Origin of the sequence: Paenibacillus oryzisoli, assembly GCF_001653565.1 — a bacterium.
GTDB classification, from domain to species: domain Bacteria; phylum Bacillota; class Bacilli; order Paenibacillales; family NBRC-103111; genus Paenibacillus_E; species Paenibacillus_E oryzisoli.
In genome coordinates this window covers 97,428-114,774 of record NZ_LYPB01000058.1, presented here as the reverse complement: position 1 = coordinate 114,774, position 17,347 = coordinate 97,428, and the positions used below count along the sequence as shown (strand labels likewise).

Annotated in this window: 10 protein-coding genes; 9 read left to right on the top strand and 1 reads right to left on the bottom strand. The window is 48.8% G+C overall.

Translation table 11 applies throughout. The annotated features are described in order from the left end of the window. The first annotated feature begins 392 nt into the window (after positions 1 to 392). The 3 genes from A8708_RS12155 to A8708_RS12145 all read left to right on the top strand — a co-directional run bounded on the left by A8708_RS12155 (position 393) and on the right by A8708_RS12145 (position 8,070). Complete coding sequence (locus A8708_RS12155; protein ID WP_157264724.1) at positions 393 to 2,084, top strand: S-layer homology domain-containing protein; 1,692 nt, start codon at positions 393 to 395, stop codon at positions 2,082 to 2,084. A 1-nt stretch (position 2,085) separates the two neighbouring features. Beyond that, positions 2,086 to 6,477, top strand: coding sequence for a family 16 glycoside hydrolase (locus A8708_RS12150; protein ID WP_068663733.1), 4,392 nt, complete (start codon positions 2,086 to 2,088; stop codon positions 6,475 to 6,477). A 162-nt stretch (positions 6,478 to 6,639) separates the two neighbouring features. Continuing rightward, positions 6,640 to 8,070, top strand: a complete 1,431-nt coding sequence (locus A8708_RS12145) for a glycoside hydrolase (RefSeq protein WP_068663732.1) — start codon at positions 6,640 to 6,642, stop codon at positions 8,068 to 8,070. Positions 8,071 to 8,234: 164 nt separating this feature from the next. Here the strand turns inward: A8708_RS12145 and A8708_RS12140 are convergent, their stop codons facing one another. Next, positions 8,235 to 9,062: a helix-turn-helix transcriptional regulator gene (locus A8708_RS12140; RefSeq protein WP_068663731.1), complete on the bottom strand. Its 828-nt coding sequence runs from the start codon at positions 9,060 to 9,062 to the stop codon at positions 8,235 to 8,237. Positions 9,063 to 9,183: 121 nt separating this feature from the next. Here A8708_RS12140 and A8708_RS12135 point away from each other — a divergent pair, with 121 nt between their 5' ends. From A8708_RS12135 to A8708_RS12110, 6 genes are all read left to right on the top strand, one after another. Continuing rightward, on the top strand, positions 9,184 to 10,032 hold the full coding sequence (locus A8708_RS12135; protein ID WP_068663730.1) for an NAD-dependent epimerase/dehydratase family protein: 849 nt from the start codon (positions 9,184 to 9,186) through the stop codon (positions 10,030 to 10,032). A 244-nt stretch (positions 10,033 to 10,276) separates the two neighbouring features. Next, complete coding sequence (locus A8708_RS12130; RefSeq protein WP_082927442.1) at positions 10,277 to 11,212, top strand: ABC transporter permease; 936 nt, start codon at positions 10,277 to 10,279, stop codon at positions 11,210 to 11,212. 15 nt (positions 11,213 to 11,227) lie between these two features. Then, positions 11,228 to 12,103 carry a carbohydrate ABC transporter permease gene (locus A8708_RS12125; RefSeq protein ID WP_068663728.1) on the top strand — a complete coding sequence of 292 codons (876 nt, stop codon included), beginning with the start codon at positions 11,228 to 11,230 and terminating at the stop codon, positions 12,101 to 12,103. 59 nt (positions 12,104 to 12,162) lie between these two features. Continuing rightward, the gene (locus tag A8708_RS12120) at positions 12,163 to 13,797 is read left to right on the top strand and encodes an extracellular solute-binding protein (protein ID WP_068663727.1); all 1,635 of its coding nucleotides are present in this window, start codon (positions 12,163 to 12,165) and stop codon (positions 13,795 to 13,797) included. A 45-nt stretch (positions 13,798 to 13,842) separates the two neighbouring features. After that, on the top strand, positions 13,843 to 16,167 hold the full coding sequence (locus A8708_RS12115) for a helix-turn-helix transcriptional regulator (RefSeq protein ID WP_068663726.1): 2,325 nt from the start codon (positions 13,843 to 13,845) through the stop codon (positions 16,165 to 16,167). Positions 16,168 to 16,242: 75 nt separating this feature from the next. After that, positions 16,243 to 17,046 (top strand): alpha/beta hydrolase, encoded by an 804-nt coding sequence (locus A8708_RS12110; RefSeq protein WP_068663725.1) that lies wholly within the window; start codon positions 16,243 to 16,245, stop codon positions 17,044 to 17,046. Positions 17,047 to 17,347 lie beyond the last annotated feature (301 nt).

The window sequence follows — 17,347 nt, the reverse complement described above, 5'->3', positions numbered from 1 at the left end:
TTCATTACAGGAATTGCCACCAGAATGGAGGGTGTTCTTATCCAGTGGTGTTATTTATCCTGCCAACATTCCAATATTTGGTTAATCAACAGGCCTGGATTTTCTGCAGGTCATTCAAGCGAAATGACGTGATTTCCTAGATTAACTGGATTTCCTAAGATTTTCTACCGTTAATTAAAGGCGATAACGCCTAACGGGTAATTTTGAGCAAGAATAGATGTAGGAAATCCAGTTAACTCCTAGAGTAAATCAGCCTTGGGACATAAGAGGTGGCTAGCTAGGTAGTCCCTCATCCTCGAAGGACTTCGATAGACATTTTTCTCACTGGCGATTTAGTAAGCGCTTCCTTATCATATATCTGACTATTTCAATAGGAACAGGAGGAGATATAGGTGTTAATAAAACGATTAACAAGCATGTTAGTGCTAATCGTGTTGCTTTTTACGGTAAGTATTGTCGATGCAGCTGAGCCTTCAACGATTCTTGCCCCGATCGGGCAGATAAAGCAGGGCGAATCGTTGACGATCCAAGGAACAACGAGCTTGCAGGAAGTCATCGTGCAGATTATGCGGCCGAATCAGACGCTGCTGGAAATGGACCAATTGACGAAGTCGGAGCTGCTTGCAGGCAAAACCGTAACATTGCCGATGCATGCCCCCTTGGGGAGCTATACGGTGAAGCTTGGTATGGGGAGCGATGTAAGTGTGGCGACGTTCGTTGTTGTTGCAAATGGGGGCGGTGATCCGAATCCGGGAACAGATCCGGGAACAGATCCGGGGACAAATCCAGGGACAAATCCAGGGACAACCCCAGGGACGGATCCGGGAGCAGACCCAGAAACGGATCCCGGGACAGAACCTGCGGAAACCCCGGCAGCTCCTGGTCTTCCCGGCGAGAAGCCCGACGGCAGCGGCGAGCTAGCGATTCAAGCTGTGGGCAAGCCTGACGCAGCAGGCGTGGCGAAAGCAGCCGTGACACTGGAAGCGTTAGACGAAGCTTTCGCCAGCGTGCAGGGCGCTGCTGCTTCCAAGCTGACGCTTGACGTGCAGAAGGTTGGTGGAGCGCAAGCCTATGAAACGACCCTTCCAGCTGCTGCTCTATCCGAGGGAGGCAAGCTAAGAGAGTTGACGCTTCGAACGGAGTTCGGCTCGTTAACGTTGCCTAGCAATATGTTTACGACAGCGGCAATCGCAGGGACAGCGAATGTGTCCATCACGATACGTCATGTCGGGGCAGATAACTTACCTGCGCAAGCGAGGGCTGCCATTGGTAATCGGCCCATCGTGGACATCCAAGTGATGCTTGATGGTCAACCAGTGCCCTGGGCGAATGACCAGACGCCAGTCAGCGTATCGATCCCGTATCAGCCGACGATTATGGAGCTGAACAACCCTGAGAACATCACGGTTTGGTATCTCGATGAGCGTGGCATGCCCGTGCCAGTGACGAGCGGCAAATATGATGAGCAATCAGGTCAAGTGACATTTATCACCACACATTTTAGCCGATATGCCGTCGTCTATGTGACAAAGACATTTGGCGATATTGCTGCATTTCCCTGGGCTAAGAAGCAGATTGAGGCTCTCGCAGCCAAGGGGATTATAGCTGGAACTTCGGAGGGGTCTTTTTCTCCGGCAGCTTCCATCAAACGGGCTGACTTTGTCATTCTTCTCATGCGGACGCTAGGAATGACGGCGCCGGCTGGGGAAAAGTTCGCAGATGTTAATGCCAGTGATTATTATCATGATGCGGTTCAGACGGCTAGAACACTTGGCATTACGCAAGGCTTTGGCGATAACCAGTTCAAGCCGAACCAAACCATTTCCAGGCAGGAAATGATGACGCTTACGGCAAGAGCGCTGACCATCGCTGGTAAGCTGGCGCCTGTTGGATCTGGCGGCAATTTGGCCGCATTCAAGGATGCAGCTGACGTAGCGAGCTATGCTTCGGACAGTATCCAAGCGCTGATTGGGCAAGGGATTATCGAAGGCAGCAATGGTTTATTATTGCCGTGGGCTAGTACGAGCAGAGCGGAAACAGCCGTGATGTTATACCGAATTTATCATAGATCGGGAGGTATGTAGGATGGGATTATTGAAAAAGCATTGCGCTGCGTTAACGGCAGCCATCATGCTCACTTCAGCTGCCGTTAGCCTTGCCCCGCAAGCTGCGCAGGCAGCGAGCATGAATATGGAAGCGGACTATGCCGTCTCGGAAGGGCCGCTCGTGCGAACGGAGCAATTTAACAATACGAATTACACCCCGCTGCCCGTTCATGTCGTGGATGAATTGAAAGGGATTAAGACGAAGGTTGTACGGGATTTTGTCAAAATCAACTGGTACTACAATAAAGATAGCGCGAACAGTGACTACTTGGCCTACTCCATCGACGATGCGCGGAATGCGACAAATCCAGATTTACTGAGCGCACGCAAAGAAACGTATGACTTCATGTCACAGTTTTCTGATTCCCTCCTCATTTCCCTAGCCTATTCCTATGGCGGCGATGCGAATCCGGAGAAGAACCGGTTGATCGCCGGTGAAACCACGATGAATTGGCCGGAATTTGATAAGGCCATGAAGAAAATTATTTTTACCTTGAAGGAGAAAAATCCAGAGCTTGAGTACATCGAGGTCGGTAATGAGCCGAACTTGGAGCCAGCATTTTACGGTCATACGAAGGAAGATATCCCTGGTTATATGCGCATGTATCAAGGCATGTCGGAAGCGGTGAAATGGGTCAATACACAAGGACTCGCAGGTCAGTCTGTGAAGGTCGGTGGACCTGTTTTATCTGGCTATAACTTCGACAAGCAGAAGCAGTTCGTTGATATCGCCTATGCGAATGGGTATCAAGTGGATTTCGTATCTTGGCACCGCTATCAAGAGGATGTGCGGATGAATGAGACACAGGAAATAGAAATGAAGGGCTATCTGCACAGGTTTTATCCCAATGCTACTACCATTGTGAGTGAGTACGGTTGGAAAGGCGGCGGTGACTTAAGCGATGCGACGAATAATGTCGGTCTCGCTAAGCAAGCGGCATTCATGACCGATTCAGCTTACTTCTATGCGCGTGGAGGCACGGATATCCCAATGAACTGGGTCGCAGTGCATACGCTCAACGCCTATTTCAAAAACCAATTCGACGTCGACTACGCGTTAAGCACCGGGGATACGACGAATTGGCAATCTTTTACCAATAGTGATCCGAGATCCTTGCAATATTTGAACTTGCGCGGTTGGCGTGAATCCGCTTCGACCTCGAAGCCGATGAAAATCAAGGAGATTCGGTTCTTCGACAGCAACAATAATCCGATCCCGATCCCAAATGTGCTCAATGATCCAAGCATTGCAGCCGTTACAGATAATGACGATGCAACGCAATTTACGCAATCCGATTATTGGACGTGGTTAAAATTTGACCTAGGAACGAATGCGCCAGCCGTCGCAAGAGTGGATATCAAATGGGGGAACACGGACATCAATACGTTTCAACTCATCGGGACGAGTGATAAGCTGAAATATTATGAGGTGCTCGGGCATACCTTTTTTACTCCTTATTTCAACACGATGCGCATGTTTGCTCAGTTAGGAGATACGCGTGTCAAAACTAGTGGTGGCAGCATGGAGATCTATGGAACGCGGATGTTAGCCACGAAGAATAGCGATACGAAGGCTACGATGATGGTTTGGAACAAGCAAGGTGACGGTACAGCATCCGCCAATGTGGATATTAGCGTGAAGAATCTACCTGCGGGATTCCAAGGGAAAAGCGTCCGCTACAAAAAGCTCCTTGTCGATGAGTCCCACAGCAATCATGCCTATAACAAAAGGGACGACCTGCAGATGGTTGATGAAGGAATCGTCAATCTCACCGATACGATCGTGCTAAGCCAAACGCTGGAGAAAAATGCGGTCATGCTCATCGAGCTGGAAGCCGTAGATCCGAGCATTAAAAATATTGTGTCCGCGGGTAAAGCGGTGACCTTATCTCCTGGCATGACGGGCGGGGCGAACCTCGTAGATGGTTATGACACGACTGCAGCTGTTGCTGCTACTAACACCTATCCGCAAACAGTGACTGTCGATCTAGGCAAGTCCTATCAGCTCGCGGGGATGGGCATCGATTGGACGAATAGCGCCTCCAGAGGGTACACCTATACGATCGAGAGCAGCCTGGATGGTACTCATTTTACTCTAGCATCGGATATGACTTTCAGCTCAAACCCAACCTACGTGCCACCTCTGGGAAATAGTCTAGCGTGGTTCACGGGAAAAGCGCGTTACGTCAAGTTAACGGTAACAGGCTCTACGTATGATGGCCCGCTATCGATCAATGAAGTGAAAGTATTCGCAGATGGCATGTACAAAAATGGGTTCGAATCCGTCGCCGATCGGGACACATCCGCATGGACGATGACGGGGTATAGCAGCGTCTCTACGCCATGGACATTCGCTACCGACAGTGTGACCAATAACACGTATGCGATTCCAGTAAGTACGTACGGCACAACACCTAGTTTTGCCATTCTAGGGGATGATATGAAGGACTATGGGGTCGAAGCTCGCGTTAAAGTGGCGAATAGCAGTTACGCAGGCAATGTGCAGATGGGGTTGCTGGCTAGGGCGAGCACGTATAACAGTCATTATTATTTTAAATTAATGAGAACGAACACGACGAATCAAGCTATTCTAGAAAAAAGAATAAACGGAACAACGACCGTTCTCGCAACGGTTGATTTACCGGCAGCGATTGATTCGTCGAAATGGTATAAGCTCAATTTGGAAACAATTGGAACGGCAATTAAGGGTTATGTCGATGGCGTCCTTGTCTTTGATACAACGGATACCAGCCGAACGAGCGGTAAATTCGGCTTGCGAAGTCATGATGCCCTAGCTAGCTTTGATGATGTGCGGGTATATCCAATCGTACCGTTGCTTGGCAGTATCAAAGTGGATGGCGTGATAATCAACGGTTTTGACCCTAGAATTAATAGCTACACAGTGCTAGTGCCTTCTTCAACCAGCACAGTGACGGTGACAGGTTCTGCCTATGGAACTGGCAGCATTGCCGTTTTGCCTGCTTCAGGACAAGTAACTTTTGATGCGGTAGGACAAGAGAAAACCTACATGATAGCTGCGCTATCTAGTGAAGGGAATGGCGCGAACTACTATTTGCTCAGGTTGAAGCAGGCGAGTTCGGATGCGACGTTAAGCAGCTTGAGGCTGTCCGTGGTCACGGATCCATTGACATCACCAGGTCAGAAGCTTCCTGCTATGAGTATTGCGCTTATCCCAGGGCAAATGAATTACACCATTCACGTTCCTTCCAGGACGAATTATGTCAAAGTTGTTGAAGCTGTACCGACAGCGAGCAATGTGGCCACAGCTCAAATCTCAGATGGCGTTATGGTGAATGGAACAGGAACCGCGAAGGTGACGGTCACCTCAGAGGCTGGTACAACGTCAGTGTACACGCTGAATCTTGTAGCGAATGCCGAAGCTCCTACAGGCGCGGTGCTTTATCAAGAAAATTTTGACAATGGCAGCTACAATTCGGATCCTTCCTTCGGGTGGAATAATGGGGCTACACCGAATGCTGCTTCCTCACATTTGCGGGTTGTAGATGAGGAGCAAGGGAAAGTGCTTGAGAAATATACAACGACGAGCATGGCTTTTACCGTTGGTCAGAGTGCATGGACGAATTACGATGTGCGGGCAAGGGTCAAAGCGCAAGTCGGAACTGCACTGCCAGGCGTGATCGCGCGGGCTTCCGATGATGCGAAGAACTTCTATATGCTGCGTATTCATAATGGCACCAATGGGTTAGCGGGCGGCAGTACGGGGTATGTAGCTTTGGGCCGCATGGTGAACAGCAGTCTGAAGGAGCTGGACAGCAAAAAAATCCCGTATCCTTACATCGTCGGAAACTGGTATCAATTAAGGCTGGTCGTGGAGGGTAATCACCTTAAGGGCTATGTTGATGATAACCTCATTTTCGATGAAATCGACAATGGCGCGTTGTTCTCCTCGAATCCGCCTACATTAATACAAGGGAAAGCAGGTATCCGTGTAGCCAACCAAGCAGCTAGAATCGACGATTTTCTCGTGACCGAATTGACAGATGACGTCGTAGTCGTGCCGCCAGTTGAAACGCTATTGCCTTTTACCCTAGAAGGTCAGTTGAATAGAAGCAATGGGCTTAACGCGAGTGTACTCGTTAACCGTGCGGCAAACGCAGCGGATCATCCAGGAACGGAAGTTGTCTTCTTCCAACTGCTCCAAGGCACAACACCTGTATCCTATGTCGCGATGGAAAGTGAAATTGGGGCAGGAAATCGTGTAGCTGGACATTTCGATGTACCAGACCCGGAGAATATGAGCTATCACGTTCATGCTTTCGTGGTGAGTTCATGGGATCTCCTGAATGAAAGCTTGCCGCTTTCGCTCTCGAATAAGCTGGACCTCGAATAAATGTAAAAGACAGGCTGTAATCCGACTAAGGTGTCGTGATTGCGGCCTGTTTCTGATGAAAGTCGAGATATGACTATAGACGACAACGTTTGAATCCGCTTACAATTACCCTGTCTTCAGCGGTACGCGCGGCCGAGGGAGTACCCATAGGTGAGGAGTGGTATGCAATTGAACACGAACCGTTCGAGTTTATCGATCAAGGTAGTGATGATGCTGTTGATTGTTGTGATAGGTTTCACGTGCTTACCGATTAACATTCCGATAGCCGCAGCGGCCGATACGATTACCCTTACGAAAGGGACGACCTACCAAGCAATCGATGGTTTTGGAGCAGCGGCGAATAAGCCCGTGTACGACTTGCAGCACAATATGAGCGCGGTGAATCAAGGTGCTATTCTGGATAAACTGTTTCTTAACAGCGGCTCTAATGCTGGACTCACGATGGTTCGGTGGGAAATCAATCCCTTCAAGCTAAGTGAGGACCCATCGGGCATTGAGATTTCCTATTGCGGATGGAACAATTGTACAGAAGACTGGAGTACGGATTCGCACCAACGGTGGTTTGCCGACCAAGCGTTGTCGCGTTATAGTGCTATGCAGTTCTATGCCGTTCCGTGGAGCCCTCCTTCGTGGATGAAAGACACAGCTACAGTGAAGGGCGGTCATTTACTCCCTGCTCGCTATACGGACTATGCCAACTATGTGGCGAGGTGGATCCAGAAATATCGGGGTGATTTCGGCTATAACATCAAATGGTTAAGCATTCAAAATGAGCCTGATTATGAGAATCCGCTGTGGGCAACTGCAAGATATTACAACGCAGAAATGGACAGTGTCATTGGTGCGGTTGATAGCGCTCTGACCAGCAAAGGGATAAGGTCGCAGGTCAAGTTAACGTCTCCCGAGGCAACATCGGAGAATGTGGCGATGAATTTCCTAAACAATATGCCAACGAACAAGGGCCTTGTGGACTATGTAGCCTATCATAATTATGGCAATGACAATAGCTCGCTTTATGCGGAAACAAAGCCAAAATTAATGACGGAATATAATTTTAAGGACGAGACAAACAATCTCTGGAATCCTGACAATACGACCTATGATAACCAACAAGCGATCGATCTCGCAGTCCGAATTCATCGCGCGCTAACCACAGGCGGTTCGAATGCGGCCAAAGGATTCTTGTATTGGTGGAGTATTGGCAGCAATGAGAGCTTGGCGCAACAGTTGATCAATCTGAATACGAGCGGAGGTACATATGCAATGAGTAAGGTTCTCTACGCGATGGGCAATTTCAGCCGTGTGATGAGACCTGGTTATGTTCGCATTCAAACGGCCTCTAGCAATCCGTCCTTATTAGTTGTGGCAACGAAAGTTAACTCAACCAGTAAAGCGCAGCTCGTCGTCATCAATACCTCAGCATCCGATATCACGGCTACCGTGAGCGGATTCAGTACATCCTCAACCGCAGCGTCCAAGCTCAAGACGAGTGCTACGGATAACCTTACTAATATGACAGATGTGACACTGTCAGGGGGATCGTTCACGCAAACCTTTTCAGCCAAATCGGTGTATTCCTTTTCCGAAAAATAAAATCACAACCAAGAGGCAGGCGTCCTAGAGACGGCTGTCTTCAACTTTGAAACGGCCACTTCTTCGTTAATAACCGACTAATAACGAAAATACGTCAATTTCGAACATATTAGCTGTAGTTTATACATTTAATCACGAATCCGCAGTGGACAGACTCTTTATATTTAAGTTTTCAATAGATGTGTTAATCGTTCGGCAGTCTCAACAGTAGCCGTGTAAATCATGACTTTCATATAGGGGCTATGAGGTGTTTCTAGAGTTACAAGTTCAAACTCCATTTCGCCAACGGAAGGATCCGACCATCGTTTGTGACAGTCAGCAGCGATTTGAACGTCATGAAGCGGCCAATACGCACGAAAAACCTCGCTGGTTTGCAAAAACTCCTCTATTCGTTCATGGAACCTTTCGTCTTGCGGGAAATGAGCGTAATCTGCACGAAAATGGGCAATCATGACCTGCGCTTTGGCCTCCCAATCCGGATTATTTGTCTGAAGAGACGATTCTGTAAGAAACCTACGCAACCAATTAGGTCGTTGTTCAGATTTCACATCAGTCGCCGGAAGGCGAAATACCAGGCGTGCAGCCTGATTCCACATCAGCATATCCCAGTTTCGTCCCAAAATGAAAGCTGGATTCGGTTCAAGCGCTAGCAACATTCGCTCCATACCGATGTTTATCCCTGTAGCAGGCTCCTCTTCTTCGGATTTGGCTGTTCTTGCCAGCATATGAAGATGACGCCGCTCATCGACGGATAGTTGGAGTGCGTCTGCAATGCTATCAAGCACTTGGACCGAAGGGTTCACCTCTCTGCCCTGCTCTAAGGAGGTATACCAGGAAGTTCCAATATTAGCAAGATGAGCCACTTCTTCACGCCGCAGTCCAGGTGTACGACGCCGTCCAAATGAAGGTAATCCGACTTCTTCCGGGGTAAGACGTTCTCGGCGTGCCCGCATAAATTCGCCAAGCGATAAACTAGAAGACATCTCTCCCATAGTTGATTCCCCTTATCCTGACACTGCCAAACCTACGATAAACGCAGGAAGGCTTATGAGTATAGTATCTGCAATACTGTAAGTATAGCACCAACATAACGAGGGGGGTAATTGGAATACGATGAATATTTTTGTAACAGGAGCAACAGGGAAAGTAGGGAGTCGCTTCGTACCACGCTTACTGCAGCGCGGTCATAACGTTAGCGTGTTGGTACGGGACGCAGCGAAGGCGGGGATGCTGAAGCAGCAAGGTGCCAATGTCATTGAGGGAGATCTTTTGCAGCCGGAAAGCCTTTCTTCCGTGCTTAGGGGTAAAGATGTTGTTGTGCATCTTGCAGCGCAATTTCGTGGTGTCGATGAATCCACTGCGCGAAAGTCAAACATCGATGCAAGCATCTCTTTAGCAGAAGCAGCATGCAAGGCGAATGTTCCAAGGTTTGTATTTGCCAGTACGAATCTCGTATATGGCACTGGGAATGCCAGTGGACCGAGCCGAGAGAATGATCCTCTGCAACCCTCGCACCCTTACCCTCAGACGAAAAAAATAGCGGAAGAAGCTTTGTGCAAGCTTCATCGAGAGAAAGGACTGGGGCTTCGCATTGTACGACTTGCTTTTGTCTATGGAGAAGGTGATCCTCATATTATCGAATTCGTGCCGATAATGAGGAAATGGCATGGGGCTAAACGGCTTCATATGATTCATCATGCAGATGCAAGCCAAGCCTTGCTTCTCGCTGCTACAACTCACGGAATCGACGGCGGCATTTATAATGCCGCTGACGATTCGCCAATTACCGTGGCAGAGTTGTTTCGAGTTCATCATCAGTCCGAACGGTTAGAGGCAGAGGATGAACAGCAGCATTTCAAGCCATGGGACATGATCGTCGATACAACTCGAATTAGAGACGAGTTGAACTATCGTCCAATTTACCCTTCATTTTATACAGCGCGAGATGCTGGAGTTTTGTGATTCATTACATTTCTTAGCAGTAAAAAGCCTTCCGAATGGAAGGTTTTTTGCTATGAGGCGTCGAGGGTATTGCCGAAAGGGGAGATGCCAACCTTATCTATTCTTTTTCATCAATCTTGTTTTATTGCATTTCTAGTCTTCCGAACCCCTATGCAAAAAAGCAAAACCGCGAAAATATCGATGATTTACATCTTTTTCGGCAACCCGTTATGATAGGGCTATCCGATCGGGGAGTGATCAACGAATGATAAAAAGAAATAAGGAGATAGTGGGGATGAAGCTGGTCTTCCGTACGATCGTCCGGGATCGCGTGCTCTATATCATGATGATTCCCGGGCTGCTGTTTTATTTGATATTCAAGTATGTGCCGATGTATGGCTTGTTGATGGCTTTCCAAAACTACTCCATCTCTAAAGGGGTATGGGGAAGCAAGTGGGTGGGGTTTGAGCACTTTCGGGCGTTCTTCGATTCCCCGGATGCAGCGGTGCTCATTCGGAATACACTCGTTTTGAATACGCTGGAGCTGCTGGTCGTCTTCCCTGCGCCTATCCTGCTGGCTGTTCTTTTCCATGAGCTGCGCTTCGCCCTATTTAAAAGGCTGGCACAGACGATAAGCTACTTACCGCATTTTATTTCGACTGTCGTCATCTGCGGCATTATCGTCAACTTCTTGTCGCCATCGACCGGTATCGTTAATCATCTCATGGAGGCACTCGGGATCAAGCCGATAATGTTTCTCGGGGAATCACATTGGTTCCGTCCGATCTATATTGCATCCGAGTTGTGGCAGAAGGCCGGCTGGGACACGATTATTTATTTGGCGGCTATCGCTGGAGTAAATCCTACCTTGTATGAAGCGGCCAAGATAGACGGAGCGAACCGCTGGCAGCAAATTCGTCATGTCACGCTTGTGGGGATGATTCCGGTTATGATTATATTATTCATTATTAAAATCGGTCACATTCTTGAACTGGGCGTTCAGAAAATTATTCTGCTCTATAACCCTCTCGTCTACGATAAAGCAGATGTCATCAGCACTTTTGTGTATCGAAGAGGGCTACTGGACGCCGATTACAGCTTCGCTTCAGCTGTCAGCCTGTTCCAATCGGTCATTGGGCTGATTCTGGTGGTTGCTTTAAACCGGTTGGCCCGAAAATATTCGGAGACCAGCTTATGGTAGCGGAGGGGTGAAGCAATGAGAATGAAGACGAGTTATGGCTCTAAGCTTTTTGATGTATGTAACGTGCTGTTAATGATCGCACTGATGATGCTGATGGTATACCCGTTTCTCTACGTGTTCTCGGCTTCCATCAGCAATCCAAGTCTAGTTGTCAAAGGGGAAGTGATCATGTTCCCCAAGCAAATCACGCTGGAAGCATATCGGCTCGTCGCTAAGGATCCCTATATCTGGATCAGCTACTACAACACCGTTAAATACACGGTATTGCAGACGTTGCTTACCCTTATCTTCACCGCCATGCTGGCTTATCCGCTAGCTAAAAAGAGGCTGGTTGGCAGGCGCACGATTATGTTGCTTATCGCCTTCACAATGCTGTTCAACGGAGGACTCATCCCGACGTTTCTTGTTGTAAAGCAACTCGGTCTGATCAATACGACGTGGGCGTTGATTATTCCATCCTTAATCAGTACCTGGTACTTATTTCTGATGCGAACGTTCTTCGAGGGAATTCCAGATGAGCTGGAGGATGCAGCTACAATGGATGGCTGCAGTGCGCTGGGCGTATTGTTCCGGGTTGTGCTTCCTTTGTCTGCGCCGATTATGGCGACCGTAGCGTTATTCACGGCTGTTGGCCAGTGGAACTCTTTCTTCGAAGCGCTTATCTATTTGTCCGATAAACAAATGTACCCCTTGCAGATTCATTTGCGCAATATCGTCATTTCAAGTTCCGCAGCTTCGCAGGTGTCAGGCAACCAGGACGCCGATGTGTACATTCTGGAGACAGTGAAGTACTCCACGATCATCTTCGCGACGCTGCCGATCTTACTTGTGTACCCTTTTATCCAGAAGTATTTCGTACAAGGGAGCATGATAGGCGGCATTAAAGGGTAGAAACTACTGAAGCGGGGCTTAAATTGGCATATAATCGATTATGGGAGGTCTATGTAAAAATGGTCAAAACAATTAAATGGCTGGCAGGCGTCACCGCCGTTGCCGCAACCGTTACACTGCTCGCAGGTTGTACAGATACCAAGGAAGCAACTCCGAAGAAGGAAGCTGCAGCGACTCCGAGTGCACAGAGCAATCCCCGGACTGGAGGACTGAGTTTACCGCTTAGCAGCACACCAGTGACGTACAAATTCCTAATCCGCGAGGTGGCGGATATTCCCGTCAAGAATGACTGGCTCGTTCTGAAAGAGCTAGCTAAGAAAACGAATGTAAACATCCAGTTCGAGCCTGTCCCATCAACCGGCTATGAAGAGAAGAAGAAGCTGCTTATCGCAACCAATAACGTGCCTGACTTTTCCCTGGTGAACGAGACGGATGCGCTCAAAGCAGGTCCTGATAAAGTGTTTTTGAATCTGAAGCCTTACATTGACAAAGGGTTGATGCCCAATGTGAAGAAACTGATGTCCGAAATTCCGGACATTGCGGCTGTTACGACGGCAGGGGACGGCGGAATTTATTCGCTGCCAGGCTTGAGTGAGCCGAATTGGTTGAGTTATTCCTGGATGGTACGCGAGGACATTATGAAGGAGCTTGGCCTGCAAGCGCCGAAGAATACGGACGATCTGTATCGCATACTGAAGGCAATGAAGGAGAAGTATCCGAAATCATTCCCACTTATTACACAGAATGCTGCGGCCGCTGGCGCCAATGTTCCAAGTTTGTTTAACGTGTTTACGACCATGTTTACCGAAACGACTTCTGCGCTGGGCTATAACCCTTTTAATAAGAAATATGAATTCGCACCAAACCACCCGCAGTACAAAAGCATGCTGACATACTTGAACAAGCTGTATACGGAAGGGCTACTGGATCAGGAATTTGCCATCATGAAAACGCAGAACTGGGAGCAGCGAGTGCAGTCAGGCACTTCCTTTATGACCTATTACAACAAAGGCCGAATTGATATTTTTACCGACGCAGCTGTGAAAGCTGATCCGAATGCGAAATACAACATGGTTGGCATGACGCCTGTGGCGGCTCCTGGGATGAGACCATTCCAACTAATCAAAGCTAAAGTGAACGCACCTGTATCTGTTGCGCTATCCGCTAATATTAAAAATCCGGAAGTTGCTGTACAATTCTTCGATTATCTCTACAGTGACGAAGGCTCCGATATTTACATGTTGGGTGCAGAGGGCGTTACTTACGAGAAAGTTAATGGTAAGGCGCAGTATTTGCCGGCGTTTGGGACGATTCCGACGGCCATCCAGTCCAAGTTGAAGACGGAATATGGCGTCCGGTATAACAATTTCCCACTGCTGAACTACGTGAACAAAGGCAGAGACGCTGAGCCTCCGATGACGAAGAAGTTGCAGGAGCTCGAAGCGATGAACGCCAAGTCGGCATTGGATCCTTCTCCCTCTGTTGTTGCGACAGAAGCTGAACTGAGCCTAGAGAAGTCGAAGCTTCCGAGCCTCGAGAAATATATCGAACAGAAGCTGACTGAGTTCGTTATGGGGAAAACGGCAATTACGGACGCTGCTTTGACTGATTTTATCGCCCAGTGCAAAAAGCTTGGAAGCGATGACCTAATCAAGATGTATAACGAGCAGTTGCAAAGAGCGTTGAAGAAATAGGCACTTTATTCAAAGGGGTGTCTAGGAACGAGAGGAACCCGGAACATGTGGAAAAAGAGAAAAGGCCGGATATTCTGGAAATATTTCTCGAGCTACATCATTTTGATCCTACTGCCTGCCATTTCCGCATGTTTCCTGATTTATACGTATATGGTAAGCATGATGGACAGCGAAGTCGAGAAGTCGGACCTCCTAATGCTGCAAAGCTTCTCGCAGAGCACGGACAAAATGCTGTTCAACCTGCGAGAAGATATGGTTCAGCTGGCAGGATCCTACTTCGTCAGCAAGTTCAGCGAATACGGAGCAAGTCCGCAATCGGTTGACCAGGTAGAGCGGGTAGATACAATTAAAGAAATCTATCGGGAGCTAACTACAATCGAGAACGCCTATCAGCTCAGCCATGCCTTTCTATATTTTCCGGAACAACAGCTTATCATCGATAAAAACGGCGTGTCGCCTAAAGACACGTTCTTCACTTATCGCCATGTGTATAAGGGGTTGCCCGCAGAGGAACTAATAAAGTTGTTCACCGGTAAACATCGGATGACGTTCACCCCTAAGCTGAATATTCAGCGATATGATATTCTGAACCGAGAGGTGGCAGCCTCTTATCCAGCCGTCAGTCTATTGATGAGCTATCCGATCGCCTCTGACACACCGGAGGTGTATCTGGTTGCAGATCTTCAAGGACAGTCGCTGCAGTCTGACATTACGCTGGAAGCTGATCTTGGCAAAGAAACGGCCATTCTGGACGTGGCCAATCATTCTGTTATCGCGATGACGCCGGGCTATTCGGAGGAGAGCGTCCTGCAGGTAGAGAGTCTGTTGACTGTGAACGGACACGGCTCAGGCATTGTTGAGCTAGACGGAACGAAAGTTCATGTATCTTACGTCAGCTCGCGATTAAACAATTGGTACTACGTGACGCTAACGGAGCTGGATGAGCTGCGTAAATCCGCGAATCTTATGCGGACGGCATCGATTTGGTTTTTGCTTGGCTTCACGGTCATCGGAATGGTGGTCTCAGGTTTCTTAAGCCGCCGGATGGCGTCGCCGATTTATCGCATCAAATCGAAGTTCGAGCTTATGCCCGAATATAAGCAGGACGCGCCGGACGGAACTCAAGATGAGCTGCACATGATCTCGAAATGGTCCAATCATTTACTGAATCGAAGCAGTGAGATGGAGGTCACGCTACGGGCCGTAGAGCCGATTATTCATGAGCATTTTGTCGGGAAGATTGTGACCGGGGAGTGGAGAAATCCCTATCTCGTTCAGCAGTATGCGAAAGAGATTGGCTTTAATTTGTATGAAAACGCACCCAAATGCGTGCTGATTATCGAGCTACTCTATGATGTGAACACGCATCGGACGACGAGCGTCAGCGAGAAGACACTGCATAGCACGGAGCTGCGAAGCAAAATCGCGGCCGCCTTACACGGACGAATCTGGTTCACGCAGCCGACGGAAACTCAGCTTGTCTGCGTTATTCGGCTGATGCCGGAAGGGGGAAGCGGCGAAGAGGAAGCGCAGCTCATCCAGGCGATCTTGCAGCCGTTCGCGGTCTATTTCCGCAGCGCCATCTCCGTTGGGGCAGTCGCTTTGGAGCCTGAGCAGTTGTACGAATCGTACTGCCGAGCGGCAGAGCTGTTAGAGAACAAGCCGGTATCGCAGCTGGAGCATATCTTGACGGGCGAAGGCTTGAAGCACGAGCGAAGCTCGTTTGACGGCTGTTTGACCCAGCAAGAGCTAAGCAGGATTACTAATCTGGTCAAGACCATGGATCGTCCTGGTCTTGTCCGTTATTGCTGTGAGTTGCTGGACGACAGTGTCAGGAAGCAGTATACGCTGAAGGAGACGAAGGAGCTCGCTCGGGATATGCTTAACGCTTTTATCCGGGAAGGAAGCATGGCGACTGGTGTCGAAGTCAATTTGGAGACGTATCCGGCTCTGCTTGAGCAGTTGTCTATGTGTGTTGAACTGGAAGAGTTTAAGCTCGTCTTCTCTGAGGCTTGCGGGACGATGCTGGCTGAAGCGGAGAGCAATGAGAAACGTTCGTTGCTGCTGGAGCAGGTAACATCGTATATTCACGAACACTACGCGGAGAATCTCGGGCTGGAGCAGTTCGCGCGCCAGCTTGGCATGTCGATGGGCCATTTCAGCCGTATCTTCAAGGACTACACGTCGGAGAAGTTCGTCGATTATGTCGCCAGGGTCAGGTTGAATAAAGCCAAGGAATTGCTAAAGGAAACCGAGTTGAACATGGAGGAGGTTGCGGGGCGAGTCGGTTTTATTTCCGCAACCTCTTTCATTACGACCTTCAAGAAATACGAAGGCATTACGCCGGGGAAATTCCGAATGCTTGCTTAGGATGTAAGGTAGAAGCAGATGAGTAAAGCAACAGGGGTAGAAGCAAGATTATTACGTTGACCTGAGGTGAAAGGCATGCCAGTACAGTATAATGTCAGTTATTGCACAGAATTGCCGGAGACGCGTGTGTTGGATTTGTACCTGCCAGAGGAGAACAAGAATGGCGCTGCTATTCTGTTCATTCATGGCGGTGGATGGGCCAAAGGAGACAAGGAGCAGTTCCGTGATGTCGCAGCCTGGTTTGTGGAGCATGGCTTCGTCTGTGCGTCGATGAAGTATCGGCTGAGCACAGAGAAGCCGTATCCCGCCGCCTTGGAGGATGCGAGGTTGGCGATGCAGTATATGCGCGTTCACGCGAACGAATTAGGTTTCAATCCGGCGAAAATAGCGTCAGCCGGATCGTCAGCCGGCGGCTACTTGGCCGCCATGCTGGCGTTGATTCAGCCGGACGATAAGCTTGGACAAACGGCAGAGTTGGTGATGACGGATACACGTCCGAACGCGGTAGCCCTTTACTGTCCAGTGACGACGCTGCATGTCGACAGGGAGTTCATCTTGAAGTTTATGGCTGTGCCCGAATCGGAAGCTCCCGAGCGGTATCGCGAAGGATCACCAATCGACCGCATATCGGAAGATGCGCCGCCATTTATCATCATGCAGGGAGATGAGGATAAGACGACACCTTTGGCGGAGGTGCGCGCTTTTGCCGAGAAGCTGATGGAAGCGGGCTCACGTGCAGAGGTGGTCGCTTTGCCGGGCGTGAAGCATGGATTCAGCTATGGTATTACGTCAGAGGCACAACAACGTTCGATTCAGTCTATTCTAGCTTTCCTTCAAAATGAGTTTGCGCTAAGTGAGTTATCTATTAAACGCAGATAGATTCGTGAAAAAGAGTACAGTAGTATTGATGTAAGAAAACCGTCAGGATGAACTCCCTGACGGTTTTCTTATTTATGTTAGTAATTGTAAGCGTGTCTCCTACTGGTCGGCCGTCCGGCAGTACATACAAATCACTTTTATGCTGTCATTGGCCTGAACCACCGCGTCTCTTTATTTTTGAACGGCTTTGCAAATTTGCGTAGAACCGGCTTTCGTAGGGATTGCAAGAAAACAATGCCCCCAAAAAATCGAAGATTTACATAAGATTCCGGCTATCGCTATGATGGGGCTAACCGGGTCC

Bases quoted from the DNA above. Each gene is read 5' to 3' on its own strand.
- A8708_RS12150 (WP_068663733.1), top strand. From the start codon at position 2,086: ATGGGATTATTGAAAAAGCATTGCGCTGCGTTAACGGCAGCCATCATG.
- A8708_RS12145 (WP_068663732.1), top strand. From the start codon at position 6,640: ATGCAATTGAACACGAACCGTTCGAGTTTATCGATCAAGGTAGTGATG.
- A8708_RS12140 (WP_068663731.1), bottom strand. From the start codon at position 9,062: ATGGGAGAGATGTCTTCTAGTTTATCGCTTGGCGAATTTATGCGGGCA.
- A8708_RS12135 (WP_068663730.1), top strand. From the start codon at position 9,184: ATGAATATTTTTGTAACAGGAGCAACAGGGAAAGTAGGGAGTCGCTTC.
- A8708_RS12130 (WP_082927442.1), top strand. From the start codon at position 10,277: ATGATAAAAAGAAATAAGGAGATAGTGGGGATGAAGCTGGTCTTCCGT.
- A8708_RS12125 (WP_068663728.1), top strand. From the start codon at position 11,228: ATGAGAATGAAGACGAGTTATGGCTCTAAGCTTTTTGATGTATGTAAC.
- A8708_RS12120 (WP_068663727.1), top strand. From the start codon at position 12,163: ATGGTCAAAACAATTAAATGGCTGGCAGGCGTCACCGCCGTTGCCGCA.
- A8708_RS12115 (WP_068663726.1), top strand. From the start codon at position 13,843: ATGTGGAAAAAGAGAAAAGGCCGGATATTCTGGAAATATTTCTCGAGC.
- A8708_RS12110 (WP_068663725.1), top strand. From the start codon at position 16,243: ATGCCAGTACAGTATAATGTCAGTTATTGCACAGAATTGCCGGAGACG.